The organism is Streptomyces cirratus (genome assembly GCF_014650775.1).
GTDB lineage: Bacteria > Actinomycetota > Actinomycetes > Streptomycetales > Streptomycetaceae > Streptomyces > Streptomyces cirratus.
The window spans coordinates 24,690-46,301 of sequence record NZ_BMVP01000001.1 but is presented as its reverse complement, the minus strand read 5'-3'; the positions used below and the strand labels follow the sequence as shown (position 1 = coordinate 46,301).

Below are 21,612 nucleotides of genomic sequence, written 5' to 3'. Positions count from 1 at the left end.
GCCGGGCCGGTCGGCCGGGCCGTCGGGCGCGGCGTCAGAAGCCGTGGCGGGCGCCTCCGTCGACGGGGAGCATGACGCCCGTCAGGTAGGACGCCGCCGGGGAGAGGAAGAACGCCGCCGTACGGCCGAACTCCTCCGCCGTGCCGTAGCGGCGCAGCGGGATCCGCGATTCGTTCGCCGCCCGCGCGGCCGCCGCGTCACCGGACAGGGCGTCCAGCTCCCGCACCCGGTCCGTGTCGATCCGCGAGGGCAGCAGCCCGATCACCCGGATGCCGCGCGGACCGAGGTCCACCGACAGGGACTTCGCGAAGCCGGCCAGCCCCGGGCGCAGGCCGTTGGAGATGGTGAGGCCGGGGATGGGCTCGTGCACCGAACCCGAGAGCACGAAGCCGATGACCCCGCCCTCGCCCAGCTCGGCCGCCGCCGCCCGGGCGAGGCGGACCGCGCCCAGGAAGACCGACTCGAAGGCGGCCGTCCACTGCTCGTCGGTGTTGTCCGCCGCCGTTCCCGGAGGGGGGCCGCCGACGCTGATGAGGATGCCGTCGAGCCGGCCGAAGCGTTCCACTGCCGTGGCCACGAGCCGTGCAGCCGCCCCGGGGTCGGAGTTGTCCGCCGCGATGCCCACCGCGTCAGGGCCAAGGGAGGCGGCGGCAGCGGCCGCGCGCTCCTCGTCCCGTCCGGTGATGACCAGCTTCGCGCCCTCGGCGGCCAGTTCGCGCGCGGAGGCGAGACCGAGGCCACGGGTGGCTCCGGTGACGATGTAGACACGGTCCTTCAGTCCAAGATCCATGCCGGACACGCTACGCCGCTGCGGTCGCCGGTTCCGAAGCGGCCTTCGCCGACTCCTCGTCGCGGTCCCGCTTCTCCCGGCGCACCAGGATCAGCCACCCCACCGGCACCGCCGCCGCGAACAGCCACCACTGCACGGCGTACGCCATGTGCGGGCCGATCGAGTCGTGGTCCGGCTCGGCGACCGGCTCCGGGCTGCCGCCCGCGGGGACCGGCGCGGTCAGCTCCAGGTAGCCGCCGAGCACGGGCTTGCCCACGTACGCCGTCTGCTGGGCGCTGTTGATCAGCATCACCTGGCGCTCCGGCAGGCCCTTGCGGTCCTTGATGCCGCTGTCGCCGCTGGTCTCGTCAGCCTTGAGCCGCCCGGTGACCGTCACCTCGCCCGCGGGCGCGGCCGGCACCGGCGGGTACGCGCGGGAGTCCTCGCCGCCCGCCACCCATCCGCGGTTGACCAGCACCGCCCGGCCGTCGTCCAGCACCAGGGGGGTCACGACCTGGAAGCCGACCTTGTCGTCGTTGGAGGTCCGCATCCGCACGACCACCTCGTGCGCGGAGTCGTAGGTACCGGTGGCGGAGACCGCGCGCCAGTAGTCGTTCCTCGGGACGATGTGGCCGGGGGAGGTGAGCTCGCCCACGGGGACCGGCTTCCCGTACAGGTTCCTCGCGATCAGCTCGTTCTGCGCGACCCGGTGCTCATGGCGGTGGTACTGCCAGAACCCCAGCTTGATCATCGCGGGGATGAGGGCGAGGGTGATGAGGGTGAGGCACACCCACTGCCGGGTCAGCACAAAGCGGTACACGCCCACGACGGTACCCCCACCCGCGAAGTCCCCGGCGGCCGGGTGGCGTCATCCCGTGGAGCCGGCCGCGCTGCCCACCTTGTCGACGATGCCCGCCTTGCCCTCCGCGCGGGCGCAGTGCGCTCCGCAGTACCAGTGGCCGTCCGCCTCGACGCCCTGCCCGATGATCTGCACGCGGCAGTGCTCGCAGATGGGCGCCATCCGGTGGATGGCGCAGGAGAAGGAGTCGAACACGTGCCGCGCACCGTCCTGGGTCTCCACGTAGAACGCCAGGTCGTAATCGTTTCCGCATACTTCGCAACGGGCCATGCGCCACAGGGTGGGACGGATGGGGGGCCCGGGGAAGGGGGCGCGTGGCGAGTCGCGCGAGGGTCACCCGTCTGCCGGAGCCACGTCCCTCAGGAGCTGGGTGAAGGCCGCCTCGTCGACCACCGGCGTTCCGAAGGACTTCGCCTTCACGGTCTTCGAGGTCGCCGAGTCGGGGTCATTGGTGACCAGGAGGCTGGTGAGCCGCGACACGCTCGTCGCGACGTGCAGGCCGGCCTCGACGGCACGGTCCTCCAGGAGTTCCCGGTCCACGGAGGTGTCCCCGGAGAACGCGATCCGCATGCCCTGCTTGAGCGGCTTGCCGTCCTCGAACCGGCCCGGGTTGGGGTGCGGGCACGGCGGGCGCTTGCGGGAGGGCCGCCAGCTCGTCGCCCCGAAGGGACCCTGGTAGCCGACGCGGGGCGCGGCGGGGGAGTTCGACCACTCCGTGAGCGGGCGGCATTCCAGCAGGGGCAGGCGCACACCGTCCCGGGCGGCGGCGTGCAGCGACGGACGGAAGGCCTCGGCCAGGACGCGGGCGTCGTCGAGGGCGTGGTGGGCGCGCTGCTGGACCACGCCGAAGTGCGCGGCGAGCGACTCCAGCTTGTGGTTGGGCAGCGGGAGGTTCAGCTCCTTCGACAGGGCGATGGTGCACAGCCGCTGCCGGACCGGCGCCGCCGCGGCGGCCCGGGCGTACTCACGGGCGATCATCTGCCAGTCGAAGATGGCGTTGTGCGCGACCAGTACCCGGTCCGCGAGACGGCCGGAGAACTCCTCGGCGATGTCCTCGAAGAGCGGGGCGTCCTGGAGCACGTCGCTGGTCAGACCGTGGATCCACACCGGGCCGGGATCCCGGCGCGGGTTGACCAGCGTGTACCAGTGGTCCTCCACGTTGCCCTGCGCGTCGAGCCGGTAGACGGCGGCGGAGACTATCCGGTCGTCGCGAGCGAGCCCGGTGGTCTCCACGTCGACGACCGCGTACCCCTGGGGGTACGCGGTCGGCCACATCGTCTCTGCGGTCGTTCGGTCGTCGAGCATGGTCACAGAGGATATCGGCACCGGCTGACACCCGTGCCCCCGATGGGTGGGGAGGCGGGGGCCGGCCGCCGGCGGGTCAGCCGCGCGAGGCAGGGTCCGGTGCCAGCAGGGCCCGCGTCAAAGCCCGTACGGACAGCAGGAACAGCCGTTCCGGGTCAGGCGGGCTGGCCAGGGCGCGGGAGAGCGCCGGGTCTCCGGGCGCCGCGTCCGGCCCCCAGAGCTCCCCCTCGCCGGGGGACTGGGCGGGGGAGCGCTCGCGATTGCGTTCCACGAGCAGGTAGCCGACGATCTGGAACTGGATGGCGCGCACCGCGTCGGCGGCCCGGGCCCCGCGCAGCCCGGCCGCTCCGACTTCCTGCACGAGGGCCTGCTGGGCGGGAAGGAACATCCGCTCCGTCAGCCCGCGTTCGTGGACCATCGCGATCAGGTGCGGCCGCTCGCGCAGTTCGCGGCGCAGCAGCCGGGCCACGGAGACGATCCGCTCGGCCGGAGTGCGGCCCGAGGGCCTGATCGCGCCCATCTCCAGCACGGTGCGCTCCACGAGGGCGTCGAGCAGCGATTCGCGGTTGCCGACGTGCCAGTAGATGGAGGTGACGGCCGTACCGAGTTCCGCGGCGAGCCCCCGCATGGTGAGGGCCGCCGGACCGTGCCGTCTGACCAGGGCCGCGGCCGCGTCCAGCACCTCCTCGCGGGTCAGCGCGCTTCGCGCCATGTGTGTGCGCCGCCAATCTGTCGGTCCGTCAGTTGCCGTGGTCGTGGGTCTTTACCCTTCATCGTCGGCGGTGTAACTGTGTTACAGACCCGAACCGAGAGGTGGTGCGAGACATGGCACGCGTACGGTACGGAGCGCGCACCGAGGCCGAGATCACGGCGTCGCGCGAGAAGAGCGCCAAGCTCCCCGACATCTGGTCCACCGGTGTGGTGGCCGTCTGGGAGAGCGACCCCGATGTGGTCGCGGCGGTCCTGCCGCCCCCGCTCAAGCCCGCCGAACGGCCCCTGGTGCGGGCCAACATCAGCAAGGTCGACCTGCCCGGGTACCCGCTCGGGGCCGGCTCGGTGGCCGTCGCGGCCCGCCACGGCGAGGTCGAGGGCTGGTACCCGCTGGTCATGCCGATGACCCACGAACGCGCCCTGACCGGCGGCCGCGAGGTGTTCGGCGAACCGAAGAAGCTGGGGGAGGTCACCGTCGAGCGCGAGGGCCTGGTCGTACGCGCCCGCCTCGCCCGCCACGGCATCGCCTTCGTGGAGGTGCGCGGCGCGGTCGACGCCGTCCTGCCGCTGCCCGGGCCCGCCGTCAAGACCGACTTCTACTTCAAGTTCCTCCCCGCCGTCGACGGTTCCGGCTTCGAGGCCGACCCGGTGCTCGTGCACTGCACGCGTAACGAGAAGGTCCGCAGGCTGGAGCACCTCACCGGCGACGTGGTGCTGCGCGAGTCGATGTACGACCCGGTGGCCGACCTCCCCGTGCGCCGCATCGTGGAACTGACCATCGGCGAGAAGACCACCGACCAGAAGGGCCGGGTCGCCGAACGCGTCAGCGCCCGTTCCCTGCTCCCCTACATCCACCAGCGCTACGACGACCCGCTCCAGGTACTCGACGGGCCGCCCGAGGGGAGCGTGTGAGATGCGCCTCGAACCAGGACAGGTCGCCGTCGTCACCGGAGCGGCCGGCGGCATCGGGCTCGCCATGGCCCGCCGCTTCGCCGCCGAGGGGCTGAGGGTCGTACTCGCCGACGTGGAGGAGGGCGCCCTGCGCGAGGCGGCCGCCGAGCTGTCCGCCGACGGCGCCGAGGTACTGGCCAGGCAGGTCGACGTCGGCGAACGCGACTCGGTCACCGCCCTCGCGGACGCCGCCTACGACACCTTCGGCGCCGTCCACGTCCTGTGCAACAACGCGGGCGTGGGCTCCGGCGCCGAGGGCCGGATGTGGGAGCACGAGCCCAACGACTGGAAATGGGCCTTCGCCGTCAACGTCTGGGGCGTCTTCCACGGCATCCAGGCCTTCGTCCCCCGCATGATCGCGGGCGGCGCCCCCGGCCACGTCGTCAACACGAGCTCCGCCGACGGCGGCATCGCCCCGCTGCCGACCGCCTCCGTGTACGCCGTCACCAAGGCCGCCGTGGTCACCATGACCGAGTCGCTGTACGCCCACCTCAAGGCGGAGCGCGCGAACGTCGGCGCCTCCGTCCTCTTTCCCGGACCGCACATGCTGCGCACCGGCCTGTGGGAGTCGCACCGCAACCGGCCAGAACGCTACGCGAAGCAGCGGCCGCGCAAGACCCCGTACCGCAGCCTCGACGAGTACGAGGCAGCGATGAAGCGGGCCGGCCACGAAGTCCGGTTCACGCCGGTGGAGGAGGTCGCCGAGCACGTGGTCGACGGCATCCGCGCGGACCGGTTCTGGATGCTCCCGGCCGGCGAGCACAGCGACCGGCAGATCCGCGCCCGTTCGCAGTCGATGCTCGACCGCGCCAACCCCGCCTACCTCGAAAGCTTCATCCTCGACTGAGGAGCAGAGGAGCCTTGCCGTGAACGCGTACGAAGACCCGTACCTGATCATCTCCTCCGACTGCCACGCGGGACTGCCCACCGAGCGCTACCGCCCCTACCTCGACTCCCGCTTCCACCGCCGGTTCGACGAGTTCCTCGGGCAGCAGGGCGCCCGCCGCGAGGAGGCCACCCGGCTCGGGGTCCGCAACGAGGCCTTCGCCCAGAAGTGGTTCCACGACCACGAGGAAGGCCTCAAGGGCGGCTGGGACGTGGGGCAGCGGCTCAAGGAACTCGACGGCGACGGCGTGGCCGGCGAAGTCGTCTTCCCCGACGCGGACGCCGTCGACAGCCAGACCGCCGCCCCGTTCGGCGTCGGTCTCGGCCTCTCCGGCGACCAGGACCCCGAGCTCGGCATGGCCGGCGCGCAGGCCCACAACCGCTGGCTGGCGGAGTTCGTCTCCGCACACCCCGAACGGCACTGCGGGGTCGCCCTGCTGCCCATCACCGGCGAACCCGCGAAGGTCGTCGCGGAGATCCACCGGGCCAAGGAGTCCGGGCTCGGCGCACTGATGATCCCTTCCATGTGGGTGGACCAGGCGCCCTACCACGACCGCCGCTACGACCCCGTCTGGGCGGCTGCGGCCGAGACCGCGATGCCGGTCGTCACCCACTCGGGGGCCGCGCCCCGCCACGAGTACGGGGACCACCTCGGCATCTACGTCTCCGAGGTCACCTGGTGGCCGGCCCGGCCGCTGTGGTTCCTGCTGTGGTCCGGGGTCTTCGAGCGGCACCCCGGGCTCAAGTTCGGCGTCGCGGAGTCGGGCTGCTGGTGGCTGCCGAACCAGCTGTGGTTCATGGACCGGCTCTACCTCGGCGCGCACGGCGGCAAGAAGCTCTCCCCGTTCGCGGAGCTGAAACGGCCGCCCAGCGAGTACCTGGACCGTCAGGTCTTCATCTGCGCGACGAACACCAAGCGGCGCGAGCTGGCCCAGCGCTACGAGATCGGCGTGGACAACATCCTGTGGGGCTCGGACTTCCCGCACCCCGAGGGCACCTGGCCCGACACCCGCAACTGGCTGCGCAGCACCTTCCACGACATCCCGGTCGGCGAGAGCCGCCGGATGCTGGGTCTCGCCGCGGCGGAGGTCTTCGGCTTCGACACCGCCGCGCTGGCCCCGCTCGCCCGGCGGATCGGCCCGACCCCGGCGGAGCTCGGACAGAGCGCCGACCAGGCCGCGGTGGAAGCCTCCTGGGCCGGCTCCCGTGAAGTGGGCCGGCACTGGCTGACCGGCCACGACTTCCCGTCGCTGGGGGTCTCGTCATGAGCCCGGACCGCTACACCGTCATCTCGGCGGACTGCCACGCGGGCGCCGACCTGCTCGACTACAAGCCGTACCTGGAGAAGCGGTACCACGACGAGTTCGACGCCTGGGCCGCCACGTACGTCAACCCGTACGAGGATCTCCTCGCCGACACCGCCGACCGCAACTGGAACTCGGCCCGGCGCCTGTCGGAGCTCGAAGCGGACGGCATCGTCGCGGAAGTCATCTTCCCCAACACCATCCCGCCGTTCTTCCCCAAGACCTCCCTGATGGCCCAGCCGCCCACGGCCCTGGAGTACGAACGGCGCTGGGCGGGCCTGCAGGCCCACAACCGCTGGCTCGCCGACTTCTGTGCGGACGCCCCGGGCCGGCGGGCCGGGGTGGCGCAGATCCTGCTCAACGACGTGGACGCGGCGGTGCGGGAGATCCGCCGCACCAGGGCGGCGGGCCTCACGGGCGGGATCCTCCTCCCGGGCGTCCCGCCCGGTTCGGCCGTCCCCGAGCTGTACTCGTCGGCCTACGACCCGATCTGGGCGGTGTGCGACGAACTGGACGTCCCGGTCAACCACCACGGCGGGTCGGCGTCCCCGCCGCTCGGCGACGAACCCGCCGCCCGGGCGGTGTTCATGGTGGAGACCACCTGGTTCTCGCACCGCGCGCTGTGGCACCTGATCTTCGGCGGGGCCTTCCACCGCCATCCGGGCCTCAAGCTGGTCCTGACGGAGCAGGGCTCCGGCTGGATCCCGGGCGTGCTGGACATGCTGGACTACTACCACGCCCGGCTGGTCGCCGCCTCGGCCACGGCGGAGTCCAAGTTCGGGGCGGGCCTGGCGGGTTCCATGGGAAAGGGGCCGAGCGGGGTCTGGCGGGACAACTGCTTCGTGGGGGCGAGCTTCATGCGCCCCCACGAGGTCCCGCTGCGGGAGCGGATCGGCCTCGACAAGATCATGTGGGGCAGCGACTTCCCCCACGACGAGGGCACCACCCCCTTCTCCCGCGAGGGCCTGCGCATCGCCTACGCGGGCCTGCCCGAGGAGGAGGTCGCCGCCATGGTCGGCGGCAACGCGGCCCGCGTCTACGGCTTCGACCTCCCCCTGCTGGACGCCCTGGCCGCCGAGTACGGCCCCCTCGTCTCGGAGATCGCCGCACCCCTGACCGAAATCCCCCCACAGGCCACCAGCCCCGCCTTCGCCCGCGGCGCCTCGGTCCGCGTCTGGTGACCCGTCCCGCCGGGGCGGCTCGGCCGATACGGGCGACCCGCCCCGGCGCGATCGGCCCGGCCGGGGTACCCCGGGTAACCCCGATGGATACCGATCGGTAACAACCCCTAGCGGCGCCGCCGGGGGCGCCCTATGGTGCGGGCATGCCGAACCTGCCCGATGTCGTGCTGTGGTCCATACCCGCCTTCGTGCTGCTCACCGTCGTGGAGCTGGTGAGCTACCGGATCCATCCCGACGAGGACGCCGCCGGGTACGAGACCAAGGACGCCGCCACCAGCGTCGCCATGGGCCTCGGCAGCATCGGGTTCGACCTGCTCTGGAAGCTCCCGGTCGTCGCGGTCTTCACGGCGGTCTACGAACTGACCCCGCTGCGCGTGCCCTTCCTGTGGTGGACCGTCCCGCTGATGCTGCTCGCCCAGGACTTCCTCTACTACTGGCAGCACCGCGGCCACCACGTCGTCCGGATCCTGTGGGCCTGCCACGTCGTCCACCACAGCAGCCGGCGCTTCAACCTCACCACCGCCCTGCGCCAGCCCTGGACCAGCGCCACCACCTGGTGGTTCTACCTGCCGATGGTGGCGCTCGGGGTGCACCCGGCCGTGATCCCGTTCTGCTACGGCATCAACCTCCTCTACCAGTTCTGGGTCCACACGGAGCGCATCGGCAAGCTGCCGCGGGCCTACGAGTACGTCTTCAACACCCCCTCCCACCACCGCGTCCACCACGCCTCCCAAGGCGGCTACCTGGACCGCAACTTCGGCGGGATCCTGATCATCTGGGACCGGATGTTCGGCTCCTGGGTGGGGGAGGACGAGAAGCCCGTCTACGGGCTCACCAAGAACATCGACACCTTCAACCCGCTGCGCGTGGCCACCCACGAGTACGCCGCCATCGCCCGCGACGTCCGCGCCGCCCGCAGCTGGCGCGAGCGGGCCGGACGGGTCTTCCGCGGCCCCGGCTGGCAGCCCGCCCCCACCCCCGCCCCCGCCCCCGCCGCCGATCCCGCCAAGGCCCCGGCGGAGCGCGCCGCGTGAGCGCCACCGAGTCGCGTACCCCCTCCTGGGCCCACCCCGTGCCGGACGACACCCGCGGGCGGGTGCTGCTCGCCGCGTTCGCCGCCGCAGGCGCGCTCGACCTCGCCTCGCTGCTCGCCGGCTGGCACCTCGGGCACGTCCTCGCCAAGCCGCTGCTGATGCCGCTGCTCGTCGCCTGCGTGGTCACCCGGGGGGCGCCCCGGCTGCTGGTCGCGGCCCTGCTGTTCGGGTGGGGCGGAGACCTGGCGCTGCTCTTCGACGCCGACCTCGCGTTCCTGATCGGCATGGGCTCCTTCGCCGCCGGGCACGTCTGCTACCTCCTGCTCTTCGGCAGGGGCAGGACGCACCCCGCGCTCGGGGGCGCGTACGCCGCCGCGCTCGTCGCCGCGGTCGCGCTGCTCTGGAGCGACCTTCCGGCCGGCCTGCGGGTGCCCGTCGCCGGGTACAGCCTGCTCCTGAGCGCGATGGCCTACCGCTCCAGCGCCCTCGGGACGCGCGCGGCGATCGGCGGGGCGCTGTTCCTGCTCTCCGACACCCTCATCGCCACCGGCGTGGCCGACTGGCCGCAGCTGCCCCGCCCGGACCTGTGGATCATGGCCACCTACCTCGCCGCCCAGTACCTGCTGGCCACGGGCGCGCTCGCCACCGGTCGGGCGTACGGTAGGTCAGTCATACAAGACTGAACCAACCTGATCGGGAGGGCAGCGCCACCATGCGTGCCACCGTCATCCACGCCCCGCACGACATCCGCGTGGAGGAGGTGCCCGACGCTGCGATCCAGCGCCCCGAGGACGCCGTCGTCCGCGTCCTGCGTGCCTGCATCTGCGGCAGCGACCTGTGGGCCTACCGCGGCGAGGCCGCGCGCCAGCCCGGCCAGCGCATCGGCCACGAGTTCCTCGGCATCGTCGAGGAGACCGGCTCCGCCGTCTCCGGCCTGCGCGCGGGGGACCTCGTCGTCGCCCCCTTCATGTGGTCCGACGGCACCTGCGACTACTGCTCCGAGGGCCTGTACACCTCCTGCGTGCACGGCGGCTTCTGGGGCTCGGTCGGTTCCGACGGCGGCCAGGGCGAGGCCGTCCGCGTGCCGCACGCCGACGGCACCCTGGTGAAGCTGCCCGCCGACGCGGTCTCCGACGAGCACCTGCTGACCGGGCTGCTCGCGCTGTCCGACGTCCTGGGCACCGGACACCACGCCGCCGTGGGCGCCGGCGTCCGCAAGGGCTCCACGGTCGCCGTCGTCGGCGACGGCGCGGTCGGCCTGTGCGGCGTCCTCGCGGCCAAGCGGCTCGGCGCCGAGCGGATCATCGCCCTGGGCCGCCACACCGCCCGTACCGACATCGCGAAGCTGTTCGGGGCCACCGACATCGTCGCCGAGCGGGGAGAGGCCGCCGAGGCGGCCGTCCGCGAGCTCACCGGCGGCCAGGGAGCCCACTCGGTCATCGAAGCCGTCGGCACCGAGCAGTCCATGCGCACCGCGGTGAACATCGCCCGCGACGGCGGGTCCATCGGCTACGTCGGCGTCCCGCACGGCAGCGGCACCGGCCTCGACCTCGGCGTGATGTTCGACCGCAACCTCACCCTGCGCGGCGGCGTCGCCCCGGTGCGCGCGTACATCCCCGAGCTGCTGGAGGACGTGCTGAGCGGTGCGATCGACCCGGCGCCCGTCTTCGACCAGGCCGTCGCCCTGGACCAGGTGCCGGACGGCTACCGGGCGATGGACGACCGCAGCGCCCTCAAGGTCCTGATCACGCTCTGAGGGCGGTCCCGCAAGGGCCGGCCGGGGAAACCTCCCCCGGCCGGCCGGTGGTGTGCGTCCCGCGCTACTTGACGGCCTTGAGCGCGTCCACCACGCCGTAGCCGTAGTAGCCCGTCTGACCCCACTTGCTCTGGCAGGTCGTGGCGTCGATCAGCGTGCCCGTGGCGTCGTAGATCTTGTCCGGGCAGGCCGCCTTGGTGGCCTGCGCCTTGAGCATCGTCTGGAGCTGCGCGGGCGTCGCCGACGGGTGGGCGCTCTTGAGGAGGGCCGCGACGCCGGCGACGTGCGGGCCGGCCATCGAGGTGCCCTGCTTGTAGCCGTAGCCGCCGCCCGGGAGGGTGGACAGCACGCGGCCGTTGGCGTCCGGGGTGTCCGGTATCTGCCACTTGTCGCCGCCGGGCGCCGCCACGTCGATGACGCCGAGACCGTAGCTGGAGTAGTAGGAGCGCAGCCCCTTGTCACCGGTGGCGGAGACGGAGACCACGCCCGGAAGCTGCGTCGGCAGGTCCAGGCAGTCGTGCGGGTCGACCGTGCGCGGCGTCGGGGTCCCGTCGTCCGGGCTCGTCGTGTCGGTGATCGAGTGGGAGGCCAGGTCCCAGTTCTCGTTGCCTGCGGAGGCCACGTTGAGCACGCCCTTGCGCTCCGCGTACTTGCTCGCCCGGCCGAGGGCCTCCACCAGCGCCTTCTGGTCGTCGTCCGACTTGCAGTTGAAGTACCAAGGGTCGACGTAGTAGCTGTTGTTGGTCACCTCGATCCCCTTCTCGGCGGCGAACACGAAGCCGCAGACGACCGCTTCGGTGTAGAAGAGGCTGGTCCCGGGCTCGCTCACCTTGATCGCGGCGACCTTCGCGCCCGGCGCGACACCGCTGACACCGATGCCGTTGCGCGCGGCCGCGATGGTGCCCGCCACGTGGGTGCCGTGGTCGCTGCCGTCCGGGTAGGGGCGCCACGCGCCGTCCGTGGTGTCGGCGACGCCGCCGACGCAGTTGGCCGACTGGCTCTTGGAGAAGTTCGCGGCGAGGTCCGGGTGGGTGTCGTCGACGCCCGTGTCGATGACCCCGACCGTGACGTCCGGGCTGCCGGGGTTGATCGCCTGCGCCTGGTCGGCCTTGATCGCCCGCAGGTCCCACTGGTTGGGCTCCAGCGGCTCCTGCCCGGCCTGCGCGCTCGCCGCCGCCTTCGCCGCGTCCGCCGCGCTGAGGCGCTGCGTGGTGCCCTCCTCGGTCGTCTGGACCGTCTTGAGGGGGGCGGTGCGGGTGGCGCCGACCGAGACGAACAGGCCGCGCTGGGCGCGCAGCTGCTTGGCGAAGTCGGGGTTCTGTGAGTGGGCGACGATCACCCCGATCTGCTCGTACGAGGTCACCACCGTTCCGCCGGCCCGCTCGACGGCCTTCCTGGCCGCCGTCACGGTGGCGTACGTGTTCAGGTTCGCGACGTACGACAGCTCGGGGCCGGACGCGTCGGGCCTGGCGGCGGCCGCCGCGCCCGCCGTCGTGCCCAGGGGCGCGGCGGAGGCCGCGACCGGGGACAGGAAGGCGAGCGAGGCGGTGAGCGCGAGGCCGACCGGTACGGCGAGACGGCCGTGCCTCTTGGGGGATCGTGACCCCAGCTGAGCCATGGGTTCTCCACATCATCAGTGAAAGGGCCGTCCGCGCGTGGTCCGCGCAGGCGACGGGTTCATGACAGGCGAACCTAGTGCCGGCCGTCACCTTTGCGCCATCAGTTCGAGGAATCCCGGTGGAACGGGAGGGGCGGGGGAAAACAACCTCAGAAACGGAACGCGTTGAACCGTCCCGTCGCGCGAGCCGTGCCGTTGTCAGGGGGAACCGGCGCCACCACCCCCCACACGGAGGTCGTTTTGTCCGTACCCGCCCCCTCGCACCCGCGTCACAAGGAGAGCCCCCGGTGACAACCCAAGCAGCAGCGCAGCCGCCCGGCGGCGTGGAACCACGCCCGGCGGGCCCCACGGCCGAAGACTTCGAACGCGTCCAGCAGAGCGAGGAGTTCGCAGAACTGCGCCACTCCCACCGCTCCTTCGCCTTCCCCCTCACCGTCGCGTTCATCGCCTGGTACCTGCTGTACGTCCTGCTCTCGAACTACGCGGGCGGCTTCATGGGCACCAAGCTCTTCGGCAACATCAACGTCGCCCTCGTCCTGGGCCTCGCCCAGTTCGCCACGACCTTCCTCATCGCCTGGCTCTACTCGCGGCACGCCGCCGCCGAGCTCGACCCCAAGGCCGCCGCCATCAAGGCCCGGATGGAGGCCGGGGAATGAGCACTCCACTGCACCTGACGGTCGCCGCCGGGGCCACCGAACACCGCCCGCTGATCATCACCCTGTTCGGGCTGTTCGTCGTCGCCACCCTCGTCATCACCGTCTGGGCCGGCCGACAGACCAAGGACGCCGCCGACTTCTACGCCGGCGGCCGCCAGTTCACCGGCTTCCAGAACGGCCTGGCGATCTCCGGCGACTACATGTCCGCCGCGTCCTTCCTCGGCATCGCCGGGGCGATCGCGCTCTTCGGCTACGACGGCTTCCTCTACTCCATCGGCTTCCTCGTGGCCTGGCTGGTGGCCCTGCTGCTCGTCGCCGAGCCGCTGCGCAACTCCGGCCGCTACACGATGGGTGACGTCCTCGCGTACCGGATGCGCCAGCGGCCCGTCCGTACCGCCGCGGGCACCTCCACCATCGTGGTGTCGATCTTCTACCTGCTCGCCCAGATGGCGGGCGCGGGCGTGCTCGTCTCCCTGCTCCTGGGCATCACCAGCGACGGCGGCAAGGTGGCCGTCGTCGCCCTGGTCGGCCTCCTGATGATCCTCTACGTGACCATCGGCGGGATGAAGGGCACCACCTGGGTCCAGATGGTCAAGGCCGTCCTGCTCATCGCGGGCGCCCTGCTGATCACCTTCCTGGTGCTGCTCAAGTTCCACTTCAACATCTCCGAGCTGCTCGGCAAGGCCGCCGAGAACAGCGGCAAGGGCGCCAAGTTCCTGGAACCCGGCCTCAAATACGGCACCAACGGGACCACCAAGCTGGACTTCATCTCGCTCGGCATCGCCCTGGTCCTGGGCACCGCGGGCCTGCCGCACATCCTGATCCGCTTCTACACCGTGCCCACCGCCAAGGCCGCCCGTAAGTCCGTGAACTGGGCCATCGGCATCATCGGAGCCTTCTACCTGATGACGATCGCCCTCGGCTTCGGCGCCGCGGCCCTGCTCAACCGGGCCGACATCCTCGCCTCCAACAAAGCGGGCAACACCGCGGCCCCGCTGCTCGCCCAGGAGGTCGGCGGCGGTCCCGGCACCACCGGCGGCGCCATCCTGCTCGCGGTGATCTCCGCAGTCGCCTTCGCCACCATCCTCGCGGTGGTCGCCGGCCTGACCCTCGCCTCCTCCTCGTCCTTCGCGCACGACATCTACGTGAACGTCATCCGCAAGGGCAAGGCCACCGAGAAGGAAGAGGTCCGCGCGGCCCGCTGGTCCACCGTCGTGATCGGCGCCGTCGCCATCGGACTCGGCGCCCTCGCCCGCGACCTCAACGTCGCCGGTCTGGTCGCCCTCGCCTTCGCCGTCGCGGCGTCCGCCAACCTGCCGACGATCCTCTACAGCCTGTTCTGGAAGCGCTTCACCACCCGGGGCGCGCTGTGGTCCATCTACGGCGGCCTGGTCTCCTCGGTCGTCCTCGTGCTCTTCTCCCCGGTGGTCTCCGGCAAGCCCACCTCGATGTTCAAGGACGCCGACTTCTACTGGTTCCCGCTGGAGAACCCCGGCATCGTCTCCATCCCGCTCGGCTTCCTCCTCGGGTGGCTGGGAACCCTCCTGTCGAAGGAGGAGGCCGACCCCCGGAAGTTCGCGGAACTCGAGGTCCGTTCCCTGACGGGAACGGGCGCGCACTGAAATACTCCATGGACCCGCCGTGGCCGTGTCGTATTTCCCTACGACACGGCCACGGCACGTCTCGTTCGTTCGGGCACCACAACAAGTCACGGGCGTCGCGTAGGCTCGAAAGCAGCGCACACATGTCTCACCCGAGCGGTGCGACCTCTACGAAGCGGACAGGGGAGGGGGCCCACAGTGCTTCTCGACACCTACGGCCGCGTGGCCACTGACCTGCGCGTCTCACTCACCGACCGGTGCAACCTGCGCTGTACGTACTGCATGCCCGAGGAAGGCCTGCAGTGGCTGCAGAAGACGGACCTGCTCAGCGACGAGGAGATAGTCCGGCTGATCCGCATCGCCGTCACCCGGCTCGGCGTCACCGAGGTCCGGTTCACCGGCGGCGAACCGCTGCTGCGCCCCGGGCTCGTCGGCATCGTCGAGCAGTGCGCCGCCCTCGAGCCCCGGCCCGACATGTCCCTCACCACCAATGGCATCGGCCTCAAGCGCACCGCACAGGCGCTCAAGGCCGCCGGCCTGGACCGAGTGAACGTTTCCCTCGACACCCTGCGGCCCGAGGTGTTCAAGACCCTCACCCGCCGCGACCGCCACCACGACGTCATCGAGGGCATGGCCGCCGCCCGCGACGCCGGCCTCACCCCGGTGAAGGTCAACGCGGTGCTCATGCCCGGGCTGAACGACGACGAAGCCCCCGACCTGCTCGCCTGGGCGGTGGAGAACGAGTACGAGCTCCGCTTCATCGAGCAGATGCCGCTCGACGCACAGCACGGCTGGAAGCGCGACGGCATGATCACCGCCGGTGACATCCTGACTTCGCTGCGCACCCGCTTCACCCTCACCGAGCAGGGCGCCGACGAACGCGGCTCCGCCCCCGCCGAGCGCTGGCTCGTGGACGGCGGCCCGGCCACCGTCGGGGTCATCGCCTCCGTCACCCGCCCGTTCTGCGGCGCCTGCGACCGCACCCGCCTCACGGCCGACGGCCAGGTCCGTACGTGCCTGTTCGCCACCGAGGAGTCGGACCTGCGGGGCGCGCTGCGCTCGGGCGCCCCGGACGAGGAGATCGCCCGCCTGTGGAAGGTGGCGATGTGGGGCAAGAAGGCCGGCTCCGGCCTCGACGACCCGAGCTTCCTCCAGCCCGACCGCCCGATGTCGGCGATCGGCGGCTAGCGGCCACCCCTCACGTCACGAGGGCCACCCCTCACGTCACGAGGGCCACCCCTCACGTCACGAGGCCCCGTCCCGCAGGACGGGGCCTCGACCCGTTCTCGAGCGAAACTCCGGCACACCTGCGGCGGACCTCTAGCGCTCGCGCTCCGACCCCTCCGGCTGGACCCACTCCTCCAGCTTCACGACGTCCTTGAGGAACCCGCGCACGTCCAGGAACCGCGAGAGGTGCTCGCGGTGCTCCTCGCAGGCCAGCCACGTCTTGCGGCGCTCCGGCGCGTGCAGCTTCGGGTTGTTCCACGCCAGGACCCAGACCGCCGCGGCGCGGCAGCCCTTGGCGGAGCAGGTGGGATCGGTGCCGGGGGCGCTGGTGTCCGTATCAGGGGAGTTCACAGCCTCAACCCTACAAACGGAAGGGCGACGCCGAGCAGCCACGGGGGGAGCTGCCCGGCGTCGGTCCGTCGCTCCGACGGGGGATGCGGAGCGCGTAGGCAGTATGTCACGCAGGACCCGGTGCGGTGCACCGGAACTTCATGATTGATCTGAGGTTTTCTTGAGGTTTCCCGCCTCCAGTGCCGGGCGCACAGGGGCGGGCAGGAAGTGCGAGGGCAGAGAGGGCGCCGACTCGCGTCCGGCGTTGGCGATGACCACCGCCACGTAGGGCAGCAGGGCGCCCGCCACCAGCGTCACGATGGCCACATGACGCTCCACGTCCCACAGGAAAACGGTCGCGATGACCGACAGGGTCCTGATCGTCATGGAGATCACGTACCGGCGCTGCCGGCCGCGCACGTCCTCACTGAGGCCCATCCGCGCTCCGGTGATCCGGAAGACCTCGGCCCCGTTCCGCTTCGACCGTTCCACGCTCCACCACCGATCCACCCGCCGGGCGCTCCCGGCCCGGACCCCTTCCACCGTACGCCGCCGCCACCAGGGCGAGGAGAGGGGGTGTCCCCCGAATGGCGCTGCCGGGAGTGCGATCCGTGCGGGGCGCGCCGAAACTGGGCCCACCTGCGCACAACGCGCCACGAGGAGGCTCGACATGCATTGGTTGTGGGCGATCATCGTCGGTTTGGTGCTGGGGCTGATTGCCAGGGCCATCCTGCCGGGCAAGCAGCACCAGCCGATCTGGCTGACCGTGATCTTCGGCATCATCGGAGGCATCCTCGGCAACGCCGTGGCCACGTGGATCGGCGTCCACGACACCAAGGGCATCGACTGGATCCGGCACTTGCTCCAGCTCGCCGGAGCCGTCCTCATCGTCGGACTCGGCGACATGGTCTACATGGCACTCAGGGGCGACCGACGGCGTGAGACGACCTGAGTGACCCGTAGCCCTCCGCGGGCGCGACGAAGGGGCCGGCCGGACAGAAGTCCGTACCGGCCCCTTCGCGGACGCCGGGGCCGTCAGCCCGTGATCTCGACCGCGGCCAGGTTCTTCTTGCCGCGGCGCAGTACGAGCCAGCGCCCGTGCAGCAGGTCCTCCGCGGCCGGGACCGCGTCCTCGGCGGTCACCTTCACGTTGTTCACGTAGGCGCCGCCCTCCTTCACGGTCCGGCGGGCCGCGGACTTGCTCGCGACCAGGCCCGTCTCCGCGAGGAGGTCCACGACCGGGGCGAACTCCGCGACCCGGGCGTGCGGCAGCTCCGACAGGGCCGCGGCCAGCGTCGCCGGGTCCAGGTCCGCCAGCTCGCCCTGGCCGAACAGCGCCTTCGAGGCGGCGATCACGGCGGCGCACTGGTCGGCGCCGTGCACCAGCGTCGTCAGCTCCTCCGCCAGCGCCCGCTGCGCGGCGCGCGCCTGCGGCCGCTCGGCGGTCTGCTTCTCCAGCTCCTCGAGCTCCTCGCGGGACTTGAAGGACAGGATCCGCATGTAGCCCGAGACGTCCCGGTCGTCCACGTTCAGCCAGAACTGGTAGAACGCGTACGGGGTGGTCATCTCCGGGTCGAGCCAGACGGCCCCGCTCTCGGACTTGCCGAACTTCGTGCCGTCCGCCTTGACCATCAGCGGGGTCGCGATCGCGTGGACGTGGGCGTCCGGCTCCACCCGGTGGATCAGGTCGAGCCCGGCCGTCAGGTTGCCCCACTGGTCCGAGCCGCCCTGCTGGAGGGTGCAGCCGTAGCGGCGGTACAGCTCCAGGAAGTCCATGCCCTGCAGCAGCTGGTAGCTGAACTCGGTGTAGCTGATGCCCTGGTCGGACTCCAGCCGCTTGGCGACCGAGTCCTTCGTCAGCATCTTGTTGACCCGGAAGTGCTTGCCGATGTCCCGCAGGAACTCGATGGCGGACATGCCCGCCGTCCAGTCCAGGTTGTTCACCATGAGCGCCGCGTTCTCGCCCTCGAAGGACAGGAACGGCTCGATCTGCGAGCGCAGCCGGGCGACCCAGTTCGCGATGGTCTCCGGGTCGTTCAGCGTGCGCTCGGCGGTCGGACGCGGGTCGCCGATCTGGCCGGTGGCCCCGCCGACCAGCGCCAGCGGCCGGTGACCGGCCTGCTGGAGCCGGCGCACCGTGAGCACCTGCACGAGGTGGCCCACGTGCAGCGAGGCCGCCGTCGGGTCGAATCCGCAATAGAACGTGACAGGACCGTCCGCGAACGCCTTGCGCAGCGCTTCTTCGTCGGTGGACTGGGCGAACAGCCCGCGCCACTTCAGTTCGTCGACGATGTCCGTCACGGTCGTGACTCTCCTTGAACGAGATGAAAAACGAGATGAGAGGAGTGCTGAGGGGTTTCCCCGCCAGTCTAGGCGGGCCGCGAGACCCCTCAGACGCCCTTGCTGACCGAGCTCATGTTGAAGTCCGGGATCCGCAGGGCCGGCATCGCGGTGCGGGTGAACCAGTCGCTCCACTCGCGCGGCAGGGTCTTCTCGGTCCGGCCGGCCTCCGTGGCCCGCGACAGCAGGTCCACGGGGGACTCGTTGAACCGGAAGTTGTTGACCTCGCCGATGACCTCGCCGTTCTCCACCAGGTACACGCCGTCCCGGGTCAGGCCCGTGAGCAGCAGCGTCGCCGGGTCGACCTCGCGGATGTACCACAGGCAGGTCAGCAGCAGCCCGCGCCCCTGGTGGCCGGTGCCCGCCACCATCTCCTCCAGCGACTTCTCCCCGCCCCCGTCCAGGATCAGGTTCCCGAAGCCGGGGGACAGCGGGAGCCCGGTCAGACCCGCACTGTGCCGGGTCGTGGTCAGCCGGGCCAGCTCGCCGCCGCTGATCCACTCCGTCGCCGGGACCGGCAGGCCGTTGTCGAACACCGAGGCGTCGTCGCCGGAGCTGTGCGCGATCACGAACGGGGCGGACTCCAGCCCCGCCGCGTTCGGGTCGCTGCGCAGCGTCAGCGGCAGCTGCGACAGCCGCTCCCCGATCCGGGTGCCGCCGCCGGGCTTGGAGAAGACCGTCCGGCCCTCCACCGCGTCCCGGGCCGCCGCCGACCACATCTGGTAGATCAGCAGGTCCGCCACTGCGGTCGGCGGCAGCAGGGTCTCGTACCGCCCGGCAGGCAGGTCGAAGCGGCGCTCGGCCCAGCCCAGGCGTACGGCCAGCTCCGCGTCCAGCGCGGTCGGGTCCACGTCCTTGAAGTCCCGCGTGGCACGGCCGGCCCACGCCGAACGCTGGCGGTCCGGTGACTTCGCGTTCAGCTCCAGCGTGCCGTTCGGCTGGTCGTGGCGCAGCCGCAGCCCCGTCGAGGTGCCCACGTAGGTGGAGACCAGCTCGTGGTTGGCGAAGCCGTACAGCTCCCGGCCCCCCGCGCGGGCCCGGGCGAAGGCCTCGCCGAGGGCGGGGGCGAAGTCCGTGAACACCGCCGAGGAGGTCTCGGCCGGGGCGTCGGTGAAGTCCGGCGAGGCGGGGGTGCCGGTGATCAGGGGCTGGGCGTCCTCCGCCGGTCCCGCGTTCCGCGCGGCCGCCTCGGCGGCCCGCACCAGCGGCTCCAGGTCGGCCGCGGTGACGGCGGAGCGCGACACGACCCCCGAGGCCGTGCCCTCCTTGCCGTCGACGGTGGCGATGACCGTCAGCGTCCGGCCGCGGGTGACCCCGTTGGTGGTGAGCGCGTTGCCCGCCCAGCGCAGGTTGGCCGTCGACTCCTCGTCGGCGATGACGACGCAGCCGTCGGCGGTGGACAGCTCCAGGGCCCGCTCGACGATCTCGTGGGGCTTGGTACGAACCGACATCAGCGTCCGGCCTCCTGGGTCGTGTTCAGGATGTTGACGTCACGGAACAGTGCGGACGGGCAGCCGTGGGACACGGACGCGACCTGTCCCGGCTGCGCCTTGCCGCAGTTGAAGGCGCCGCCCAGCACGTACGTCTGCGGGCCGCCCACCTTCTCCATCGAGCCCCAGAACTCGGTGGTCGTGGCCTGGTACGCCACGTCGCGCAGCTGCCCGGCCAGCCGGCCGTTCTCGATGCGGAAGAACCGCTGTCCGGTGAACTGGAAGTTGTAGCGCTGCATGTCGATCGACCAGGAGCGGTCGCCGACCACGTAGATCCCGCGCTCCACCCCGCCGATCAGGTCCTCCGTCGACAGGCCGCCCGGATCCGGCTGGAGCGAGACGTTCGCCATCCGCTGCACCGGCACGTGGCCCGGCGAATCGGCGAACGCGCAGCCGTTGGAGCGCCCGAGCCCGGTCAGCTTCGCGATCCGCCGGTCCAGCTGGTAGCCGACCAGGGTGCCGTCCTTGACCAGGTCCCAGCTCTGCGCCTCGACGCCCTCGTCGTCATAGCCGACGGTGGCCAGGCCGTGCTCCGCCGTGCGGTCACCGGTCACGTTCATGATCGAGGAGCCGTACTTGAGCTCGCCCAGCTGGTCGAAGGTGGCGAAGGAGGTACCCGCGTACGCCGCCTCGTACCCCAGCGCCCGGTCCAGCTCGGTGGCGTGCCCGATGGACTCGTGGATGGTCAGCCACAGGTTGGACGGGTCCACGACCAGGTCGTAGCGCCCGGCCTCGACGCCCGGCGCCCGCATCTTCTCCGCGAGCAGGCCGGGGATCTGCTCCAGCTCGGAGTCCCAGTCCCAGCCGGTGCCCGTCAGGTACTCCCAGCCGCGCCCGGCCGGCGGGGCGATGGTGCGCATCGAGTCGAACTCGCCGGTGGAGGCGTTGACGGCCACCGCCGTGAGCTGCGGGTGGATCCGGACCCGCTGCTGGGTGGTGGAGGTGCCGGAGGTGTCGGCGTAGAACTTGTTCTCGTGGACGGCGAGCAGCGACGCGTCGACGTGCGTCACGCCGTCGGCCGCCAGCAGCCGGGCGCTCCACTCGGCCAGCAGGGCGGCCTTCTGTGCGTCCGGAACCTCGAACGGGTCCACGTCGTAGGCGGAGATCCAGGTCCGGTCGGCGTGCACCGGCTCCGCGGCGAGCTCCACCCGCTCCGTCGAACCCGCGGCCTTGAGCACCTGCGCCGACAGCTTGGCCATGGCCACGGCCTGCGAGGCCACCTTGGCCGCGCCGTCCATGGTCAGGTCCACACCGGAGGCGAAGCCCCAGCTGCCGCCGTGCACCACGCGCACCGCGTAGCCGAGGTCGGTGGTGTCCGAGCTGCCGGAGGGCTTGGCGTCGCGCAGCCGCCAGGAGGCGCTGCGGATCCGCTCCAGCCGGAAGTCGGCGTGGTCGGCGCCGAGCGCGCGCGCCCGCGCGAGCGCCGCGTCCGCGAGCGCCCGCAAGGGCAGCGCGGTGAAAGCCGCGTCGATGGAATGGGGCACGTCGATTCCTCCCGGGGTCGGGGCCGGTCGCCCCGATCATGTCGCGCCCGGGGCCGTTGTGCACACTTCTTTCTGTAGAGACTCCACAGAGGCTGCGGCAAGGCCCTGTCG

Annotated in this window: 22 protein-coding genes; 11 read left to right on the top strand and 11 right to left on the bottom strand. The window is 71.6% G+C overall.

Annotated elements, in window-relative coordinates:
- Positions 1-34: 34 nt before the first annotated feature.
- From IE207_RS00240 to IE207_RS00220, 5 genes are all read right to left on the bottom strand, one after another.
- Complete coding sequence (locus IE207_RS00240; RefSeq protein ID WP_190181935.1) at positions 35-790, bottom strand: SDR family oxidoreductase; 756 nt, start codon at positions 788-790, stop codon at positions 35-37.
- A 10-nt stretch (positions 791-800) separates the two neighbouring features.
- Complete coding sequence (locus tag IE207_RS00235; RefSeq protein WP_190181934.1) at positions 801-1,589, bottom strand: SURF1 family cytochrome oxidase biogenesis protein; 789 nt, start codon at positions 1,587-1,589, stop codon at positions 801-803.
- Between the two features lie 48 nt (positions 1,590-1,637).
- Positions 1,638-1,898: a metallothionein gene (locus IE207_RS00230; protein ID WP_190181933.1), complete on the bottom strand. Its 261-nt coding sequence runs from the start codon at positions 1,896-1,898 to the stop codon at positions 1,638-1,640.
- Positions 1,899-1,961: 63 nt separating this feature from the next.
- Positions 1,962-2,933: a DEDDh family exonuclease gene (locus tag IE207_RS00225; RefSeq protein ID WP_373304635.1), complete on the bottom strand. Its 972-nt coding sequence runs from the start codon at positions 2,931-2,933 to the stop codon at positions 1,962-1,964.
- Positions 2,934-3,009: 76 nt separating this feature from the next.
- Positions 3,010-3,645 (bottom strand): TetR/AcrR family transcriptional regulator, encoded by a 636-nt coding sequence (locus tag IE207_RS00220; RefSeq protein ID WP_190181932.1) that lies wholly within the window; start codon positions 3,643-3,645, stop codon positions 3,010-3,012.
- A 113-nt stretch (positions 3,646-3,758) separates the two neighbouring features.
- Here IE207_RS00220 and IE207_RS00215 point away from each other — a divergent pair, with 113 nt between their 5' ends.
- The 7 genes from IE207_RS00215 (at position 3,759) to IE207_RS00185 (ending at position 10,755) form a co-directional block, all read left to right on the top strand.
- Complete coding sequence (locus tag IE207_RS00215) at positions 3,759-4,556, top strand: acetoacetate decarboxylase family protein (protein WP_190181931.1); 798 nt, start codon at positions 3,759-3,761, stop codon at positions 4,554-4,556.
- 1 nt (position 4,557) lies between these two features.
- The gene (locus tag IE207_RS00210; RefSeq protein ID WP_190181930.1) at positions 4,558-5,442 is read left to right on the top strand and encodes an SDR family NAD(P)-dependent oxidoreductase; all 885 of its coding nucleotides are present in this window, start codon (positions 4,558-4,560) and stop codon (positions 5,440-5,442) included.
- A 19-nt stretch (positions 5,443-5,461) separates the two neighbouring features.
- Positions 5,462-6,748 carry an amidohydrolase family protein gene (locus tag IE207_RS00205; RefSeq protein WP_190181929.1) on the top strand — a complete coding sequence of 429 codons (1,287 nt, stop codon included), beginning with the start codon at positions 5,462-5,464 and terminating at the stop codon, positions 6,746-6,748.
- Positions 6,745-7,965 carry an amidohydrolase family protein gene (locus tag IE207_RS00200; protein ID WP_190181928.1) on the top strand — a complete coding sequence of 407 codons (1,221 nt, stop codon included), beginning with the start codon at positions 6,745-6,747 and terminating at the stop codon, positions 7,963-7,965. The genes IE207_RS00205 and IE207_RS00200 overlap by 4 nt, the downstream gene beginning before the upstream one ends.
- 143 nt (positions 7,966-8,108) lie before the next feature.
- The gene (locus tag IE207_RS00195; protein ID WP_190181927.1) at positions 8,109-8,999 is read left to right on the top strand and encodes a sterol desaturase family protein; all 891 of its coding nucleotides are present in this window, start codon (positions 8,109-8,111) and stop codon (positions 8,997-8,999) included.
- Positions 8,996-9,682: a lysoplasmalogenase gene (locus tag IE207_RS00190; protein WP_190181926.1), complete on the top strand. Its 687-nt coding sequence runs from the start codon at positions 8,996-8,998 to the stop codon at positions 9,680-9,682. Before IE207_RS00195 ends, IE207_RS00190 begins: the two co-directional genes overlap by 4 nt.
- A 29-nt stretch (positions 9,683-9,711) precedes the next feature.
- Positions 9,712-10,755: a zinc-dependent alcohol dehydrogenase family protein gene (locus IE207_RS00185; RefSeq protein WP_190181925.1), complete on the top strand. Its 1,044-nt coding sequence runs from the start codon at positions 9,712-9,714 to the stop codon at positions 10,753-10,755.
- A gap of 64 nt (positions 10,756-10,819) precedes the next feature.
- On the opposite strand, the gene IE207_RS00180 is transcribed toward IE207_RS00185, so the two are convergent.
- Entirely contained in the window at positions 10,820-12,373 is a 1,554-nt protein-coding gene (locus IE207_RS00180) for a S8 family peptidase (protein ID WP_190181924.1), read from the bottom strand.
- A 287-nt stretch (positions 12,374-12,660) separates the two neighbouring features.
- Here IE207_RS00180 and IE207_RS00175 point away from each other — a divergent pair, with 287 nt between their 5' ends.
- The 3 genes from IE207_RS00175 (at position 12,661) to moaA (ending at position 15,818) form a co-directional block, all read left to right on the top strand.
- On the top strand, positions 12,661-13,029 hold the full coding sequence (locus IE207_RS00175) for a DUF485 domain-containing protein (RefSeq protein WP_190181923.1): 369 nt from the start codon (positions 12,661-12,663) through the stop codon (positions 13,027-13,029).
- The gene (locus IE207_RS00170; protein WP_190181922.1) at positions 13,026-14,651 is read left to right on the top strand and encodes a monocarboxylic acid transporter; all 1,626 of its coding nucleotides are present in this window, start codon (positions 13,026-13,028) and stop codon (positions 14,649-14,651) included. Before IE207_RS00175 ends, IE207_RS00170 begins: the two co-directional genes overlap by 4 nt.
- 177 nt (positions 14,652-14,828) lie before the next feature.
- The gene (moaA, locus tag IE207_RS00165; protein ID WP_190181921.1) at positions 14,829-15,818 is read left to right on the top strand and encodes a GTP 3',8-cyclase MoaA; all 990 of its coding nucleotides are present in this window, start codon (positions 14,829-14,831) and stop codon (positions 15,816-15,818) included.
- Positions 15,819-15,950: 132 nt separating this feature from the next.
- Here moaA and IE207_RS00160 read toward each other — a convergent pair whose 3' ends face one another.
- Together IE207_RS00160 and IE207_RS00155 are read right to left on the bottom strand one after the other, a co-directional pair.
- A complete protein-coding gene (locus tag IE207_RS00160; RefSeq protein ID WP_190181920.1) occupies positions 15,951-16,208 on the bottom strand; it encodes a hypothetical protein in 258 nt (85 codons plus the stop codon).
- Between the two features lie 138 nt (positions 16,209-16,346).
- The gene (locus tag IE207_RS00155) at positions 16,347-16,679 is read right to left on the bottom strand and encodes a DUF3099 domain-containing protein (RefSeq protein ID WP_190181919.1); all 333 of its coding nucleotides are present in this window, start codon (positions 16,677-16,679) and stop codon (positions 16,347-16,349) included.
- A gap of 178 nt (positions 16,680-16,857) precedes the next feature.
- On the opposite strand from IE207_RS00155, the gene IE207_RS00150 reads away from it, so the two are divergent.
- Positions 16,858-17,139, top strand: a complete 282-nt coding sequence (locus IE207_RS00150; protein WP_190181918.1) for a GlsB/YeaQ/YmgE family stress response membrane protein — start codon at positions 16,858-16,860, stop codon at positions 17,137-17,139.
- 83 nt (positions 17,140-17,222) lie between these two features.
- Here the strand turns inward: IE207_RS00150 and tyrS are convergent, their stop codons facing one another.
- The 3 genes from tyrS to IE207_RS00135 form a co-directional block, all read right to left on the bottom strand.
- Complete coding sequence (tyrS, locus tag IE207_RS00145; protein ID WP_190181917.1) at positions 17,223-18,488, bottom strand: tyrosine--tRNA ligase; 1,266 nt, start codon at positions 18,486-18,488, stop codon at positions 17,223-17,225.
- Positions 18,489-18,577: 89 nt separating this feature from the next.
- Positions 18,578-19,978 (bottom strand): metallopeptidase TldD-related protein, encoded by a 1,401-nt coding sequence (locus IE207_RS00140; RefSeq protein WP_190181916.1) that lies wholly within the window; start codon positions 19,976-19,978, stop codon positions 18,578-18,580.
- On the bottom strand, positions 19,978-21,501 hold the full coding sequence (locus IE207_RS00135) for a TldD/PmbA family protein (protein ID WP_190181915.1): 1,524 nt from the start codon (positions 21,499-21,501) through the stop codon (positions 19,978-19,980). The genes IE207_RS00140 and IE207_RS00135 overlap by 1 nt, the downstream gene beginning before the upstream one ends.
- Positions 21,502-21,612 lie beyond the last annotated feature (111 nt).

What these genes read in the sequence shown, in the direction of transcription:
- IE207_RS00230 (WP_190181933.1), bottom strand. Translation starts at nt 1,898, where the DNA reads ATGGCCCGTTGCGAAGTATGCGGAAACGATTACGACCTGGCGTTCTAC.
- IE207_RS00140 (WP_190181916.1), bottom strand. Translation starts at nt 19,978, where the DNA reads ATGTCGGTTCGTACCAAGCCCCACGAGATCGTCGAGCGGGCCCTGGAG.
- IE207_RS00215 (WP_190181931.1), top strand. Translation starts at nt 3,759, where the DNA reads ATGGCACGCGTACGGTACGGAGCGCGCACCGAGGCCGAGATCACGGCG.
- IE207_RS00170 (WP_190181922.1), top strand. Translation starts at nt 13,026, where the DNA reads ATGAGCACTCCACTGCACCTGACGGTCGCCGCCGGGGCCACCGAACAC.
- IE207_RS00210 (WP_190181930.1), top strand. Translation starts at nt 4,558, where the DNA reads ATGCGCCTCGAACCAGGACAGGTCGCCGTCGTCACCGGAGCGGCCGGC.
- IE207_RS00220 (WP_190181932.1), bottom strand. Translation starts at nt 3,645, where the DNA reads ATGGCGCGAAGCGCGCTGACCCGCGAGGAGGTGCTGGACGCGGCCGCG.
- IE207_RS00150 (WP_190181918.1), top strand. Translation starts at nt 16,858, where the DNA reads ATGCATTGGTTGTGGGCGATCATCGTCGGTTTGGTGCTGGGGCTGATT.
- IE207_RS00200 (WP_190181928.1), top strand. Translation starts at nt 6,745, where the DNA reads ATGAGCCCGGACCGCTACACCGTCATCTCGGCGGACTGCCACGCGGGC.
- IE207_RS00180 (WP_190181924.1), bottom strand. Translation starts at nt 12,373, where the DNA reads ATGGCTCAGCTGGGGTCACGATCCCCCAAGAGGCACGGCCGTCTCGCC.
- IE207_RS00225 (WP_373304635.1), bottom strand. Translation starts at nt 2,933, where the DNA reads ATGCTCGACGACCGAACGACCGCAGAGACGATGTGGCCGACCGCGTAC.
- IE207_RS00185 (WP_190181925.1), top strand. Translation starts at nt 9,712, where the DNA reads ATGCGTGCCACCGTCATCCACGCCCCGCACGACATCCGCGTGGAGGAG.
- IE207_RS00195 (WP_190181927.1), top strand. Translation starts at nt 8,109, where the DNA reads ATGCCGAACCTGCCCGATGTCGTGCTGTGGTCCATACCCGCCTTCGTG.
- IE207_RS00240 (WP_190181935.1), bottom strand. Translation starts at nt 790, where the DNA reads ATGGATCTTGGACTGAAGGACCGTGTCTACATCGTCACCGGAGCCACC.